This is a genomic window from Bacteroides sp. UBA939 (assembly GCF_002293435.1).
Taxonomy (GTDB): Bacteria; Bacteroidota; Bacteroidia; order Bacteroidales; family Bacteroidaceae; genus Bacteroides.
Genome location: NZ_DBDF01000080.1, coordinates 1 through 4,574, shown reverse-complemented (window position 1 = coordinate 4,574; position 4,574 = coordinate 1). Strand labels below are relative to the sequence as shown.

The 4,574-nt window shown below is 45.1% G+C and carries 5 protein-coding genes; 4 read left to right on the top strand and 1 reads right to left on the bottom strand.

The features are described from left to right. The first annotated feature begins 197 nt into the window (after positions 1-197). The gene (locus B2Z67_RS05510) at positions 198-1,328 is read left to right on the top strand and encodes a DUF3410 domain-containing protein (RefSeq protein WP_291528816.1); all 1,131 of its coding nucleotides are present in this window, start codon (positions 198-200) and stop codon (positions 1,326-1,328) included. On the opposite strand, the gene purN is transcribed toward B2Z67_RS05510, so the two are convergent. Continuing rightward, on the bottom strand, positions 1,277-1,861 hold the full coding sequence (gene purN / locus B2Z67_RS05505; protein WP_291528815.1) for a phosphoribosylglycinamide formyltransferase: 585 nt from the start codon (positions 1,859-1,861) through the stop codon (positions 1,277-1,279). The two genes, B2Z67_RS05510 and purN, sit on opposite strands and share 52 nt — an antisense overlap. A 149-nt stretch (positions 1,862-2,010) precedes the next feature. Between purN and B2Z67_RS05500 the strand changes: the two genes are divergently transcribed. Genes B2Z67_RS05500 through rnc form a run of 3 tightly spaced genes read left to right on the top strand, consistent with a single transcriptional unit; the run spans position 2,011 to position 4,394 of the window. Then, positions 2,011-2,247: an acyl carrier protein gene (locus B2Z67_RS05500; RefSeq protein ID WP_004291965.1), complete on the top strand. Its 237-nt coding sequence runs from the start codon at positions 2,011-2,013 to the stop codon at positions 2,245-2,247. A gap of 21 nt (positions 2,248-2,268) precedes the next feature. After that, a complete protein-coding gene (gene fabF / locus B2Z67_RS05495) occupies positions 2,269-3,531 on the top strand; it encodes a beta-ketoacyl-ACP synthase II (RefSeq protein ID WP_291528814.1) in 1,263 nt (420 codons plus the stop codon). Between the two features lie 8 nt (positions 3,532-3,539). Continuing rightward, a complete protein-coding gene (rnc, locus tag B2Z67_RS05490; protein ID WP_291528813.1) occupies positions 3,540-4,394 on the top strand; it encodes a ribonuclease III in 855 nt (284 codons plus the stop codon). Positions 4,395-4,574 lie beyond the last annotated feature (180 nt).

The following is a 4,574-nucleotide window of genomic DNA, read 5'->3' as shown; positions in this document are numbered from 1 at the left end:
GAGATACTCTTGCTAATCACTAAGAAGAAAAATCCGCGTTCGTCCGCTTATTCCGTGTCGTCCGCGTACCCATTCTTCTCTAAATTCTCATTTATGACAAGACTCTTATGAATAATGCAGGATAGACTTTTACGCACGAATAATTGGATACTCTAAAGACTTTATATAGTTTTGTATCTCTAAATTGCATTAGAAACATGAAAGTTATAGTCGACAACAAGATACCTTATATAAAACAAGCCATCGAACGGATAGCCGGTGAAGTGGTGTATGCATCCGGAAACGAGTTCACGCCTACTTTGGTGAAAGATGCGGATGCACTGATTATACGTACGCGCACCCACTGCAACCGGAAGCTGCTGGAAGGCAGTCGAGTACGCTTCATCGCCACCGCCACCATCGGCTTCGACCATATTGATACGGAATACTGCCGGGAAGCGGGCATTACATGGACAAATGCTCCGGGATGCAATTCCGCTTCCGTAGCCCAATACGTGCAATCGTCTCTTTTACTCTTGCAACTTCTGAAAGAAAAGAATCCTGCGGAAATGACTATCGGCATTGTCGGAGTGGGTAATGTAGGCAGCAAAGTGGCACAGGTTGCCCACGACTTGGGAATGAAAGTGCTATTGAACGATTTGCCCAGAGAAGAAAAAGAAGGAAGCGCTGCACTCACCCCCCTGCAAACTCTTGCGAAGTTCACTCCGCCGCAAACATTTCCTAAGTTCACTCCCCTGCAAACTCTTGCTGAAGAATGTGACGTTATCACTTTCCATGTTCCTTTATATAAGGAGGGGAAATATAAAACTTTCCATCTGGCGGATGATGCTTTCTTCCATTCGCTGAAGCGCCGGCCTGTCATCATTAACACTGCCCGCGGAGAAGTAATAGCAACCGATGCCCTACTCGAGGCACTCGACACTGGATTGATTTCAGACGCAATCATTGATGTTTGGGAGAATGAACCGGATATCAATCTCACCTTATTGAATAAGGTGTTCATCGGCACCCCGCACATCGCAGGCTACTCGGCAGATGGCAAAGCCAATGCTACACGCATGTCGTTGGACGCCCTGTGCCGGTACTTCGGCATACATACAAGCTATCGCATCATACCACCCGAACCAACCAACCCGATTGTCACCGCATCAACCCAAGCAGAAGCATATTTGCAGATGTACGACCCGCGAAAGGATTGTGACGCGCTAAGAGCACAGCCCGAACTCTTCGAAAAGCTACGGGGTAATTACCCCTTGCGGAGGGAAAAAGAAGCCTATCAAATACAATTACGCCCTTCTGCCACCAACTCTTCAATGACCTTCGGGTAAGTTTCATACTCCAGCACATGGATGCGTTGCGCCAATTCCTCCGGAGTATCTTCCGGCAACACCGGGCACTTCACCTGGCAAATAATGGTTCCCTCATCATAATGCATATTGGTATAATGTATCGTGATACCGCTTTCTTTTTCACCCGCAGCAATGACAGCTTCGTGCACGCGGTCGCCATACATTCCCTTACCGCCGAACTTAGGCAATAGCGAAGGATGTATATTTATCATTTTATCAGGATAAGCATGCAAAATAAGGTCCGGTATCCGTAGTAAGAAGCCCGCCAGTACAACAAAGTCAATATCATACTCCTGCAATATCGACAAAACCGGTGCTCCACTCTCCCAATCGCTCTTGGCAAAGTAAAAACAAGGCACGTCAAGTCCGCGCGCACGCTCTAAAACAAACGCATTCTGTTTGTTAGTTAAAACCAAGGCAACACAAGCCGCCTCTTTTTCACGGAAATAACGGATAATATTCTCGGCATTCGTTCCACTTCCCGAAGCCAAAACAGCGATTCTTTTCTTCATAAACCTTTCATTTGGTGCACAAATAGGTGAAAAATGTGCAAAACATTGCATTTAATTCCCTAAATATTTGCTATTGACGATAAATATTTATTCCTTTGCCCCGCAAATTTAAAGAAATAAAACTAATTATTAATTAAAAACTTAAAGTTATGTCTGAAATTGCATCAAGAGTGAAAGCGATTATCGTCGACAAATTAGGCGTTGAAGAATCAGAAGTTACTAACGAAGCTAGCTTCACTAACGATTTAGGAGCTGATTCTCTTGACACTGTAGAGCTTATCATGGAATTCGAAAAAGAATTTGGAATCTCTATTCCGGATGACCAAGCTGAAAAGATTGGTACTGTTGGCGATGCCGTTTCTTATATCGAAGAACACGCTAAGTAATCTTATCCATCAATATTTAATATGGAATTAAAAAGAGTTGTAGTAACAGGTCTTGGCGCCATCACTCCCATTGGCAACAATGTTCCCGAATTTTGGGAAAATCTCGTAAATGGGATTAGTGGAGCAGGACCTATTACTCATTTCGACGCGTCCCTTTTCAAGACCCAATTTGCATGCGAAGTAAAAGACTTCGATGCAACCCAATATATCGACCGCAAAGAAGCCCGCAAAATGGACGTGTACACGCAATTTGCTATCGGCGTAGCTAAACAGGCGGTTGAAGATTCCGGTCTTGACGTCGAAAACGAGGACTTAAACAGAATCGGTGTCATCTTTGGCGCCGGTATCGGTGGTATCCGTACATTTGAAGAAGAGTCGGCTAACTATGCCCTTCATAAAGAAAACGGTCCCAAGTTCAATCCGTTCTTCATCCCCAAGATGATTTCGGATATCGCTGCCGGACAGATTTCTATTATATACGGTTTTCATGGTCCCAACTATGCGACTTGTTCCGCATGCGCCACTTCCACCAACGCCATTGCCGATGCATTCAACCTCATCCGTATGGGTAAGGCCAATGTTATCGTATCCGGCGGTTCGGAAGCTGCCATTACTCCTTGTGGTTTAGGTGGTTTTAATGCCATGCACGCTTTATCCACCCGCAATGATTCTCCGCAAACGGCATCCCGCCCATTCAGCGCAAGCCGCGACGGTTTCGTAATGGGTGAAGGCGGCGGTTGTCTTGTTCTTGAAGAACTGGAACACGCCAAAGCGCGCGGCGCCAAAATCTATGCGGAAGTTGCCGGCGTAGGAATGTCTGCCGACGCCTATCACCTGACTGCTTCTCACCCTGATGGCTTAGGAGCCAAGTTAGTGATGATGAATGCGCTGGAAGACGCCGAAATGAAACCCGAAGAAGTAGATTATATCAATGTTCACGGTACATCTACTCCCGTAGGTGATATCTCGGAAGTCAAAGCCATCAAAGATGTATTTGGCGAACATGCTTACAAGCTGAACATCAGTTCGACGAAGTCTATGACAGGCCACCTGCTGGGTGCCGCCGGCGCTGTAGAGTCCATTGCAAGCATCCTTGCCATCAAGAATGGCATTGTTCCTCCGACTATCAATCACGAAGAGGGTGATAATGACGCAAACATCGACTATGACCTGAATTTAACGTTCGGCAAAGCTCAAAAGCGCGAAGTAAACGTTGCATTATCCAATACTTTTGGATTCGGCGGTCATAACGCATGCGTTATCTTTAAGAAATACGCAGAATAATCAGGCTCGTGTTACGTAATCAAATAGACAAGATAAGGCTCTTATTCCGTAAGGACAGAGAGTCTTATCTTTGTTTTTATAGAATACTGGGGTTCTTCCCCCGCAACATCGGGCTTTATCAACAGGCATTGTTGCACAAATCCACCTCCATCCGTTCGGAGAAAGGACGGCCGTTGAATAATGAACGGTTGGAGTTCTTGGGTGACGCCATTCTTGACGCCATCGTGGGAGATATTGTCTATAAACACTTTGAAGGAAAACGCGAAGGTTTCCTCACCAATACCCGCTCCAAGATTGTACAACGGGAAACACTCAATAAACTGGCAGTAGAAATCGGCTTAGACAAATTAGTAAAATCCTCCACCCGCTCTTCCTCGCATAACAGCTATATGTACGGCAATGCTTTCGAAGCATTTATCGGCGCCATTTATCTGGACCGGGGATACGAACGCTGCAAACAGTTCATAGAGAAGAAGATATTCAAAAACCATATCGACCTCGACAAGATGTCGCGCAAAGAGGTCAACTTCAAATCGAAGCTGATAGAATGGAGCCAGAAGAGTAAAGTAGAGGTTTCATTTGAGCTTATCGAACAATTCCTTGACCGGGATTACAATCCCATATTCCATACCGAAATCCGGATTGAAAGCATATCAGCAGGAAAAGGAACAGGGTATTCCAAAAAAGAGTCTCAACAAAATGCCGCGCAGATTGCTTTGAGGAAGATAAAAAGCGATGCCATTTTCAAAGAACAGATAGAAATGGCAAAGGCGCAAAATCATCCGCAAGAGGATATTGAAGAGGAAGTTATCGCTGAAAACAAAAATACGCCGGAAGAGAATGTCCTCACAGAGGAGCAATGAATCCGTGCCATTAACCGTGCAATTAACGGTACTGCTCCTTTATACAATTCAAGTAACTCATACTGATATCGCACTCTTATCGATAAATGAGAATTTAGCGGTGGGAATGGGTACGCGGACAACGCGGATTAAGCGGATGAACGCGGATTCTTCTCTTTTTAGTGATTAGCAAGAGTATCT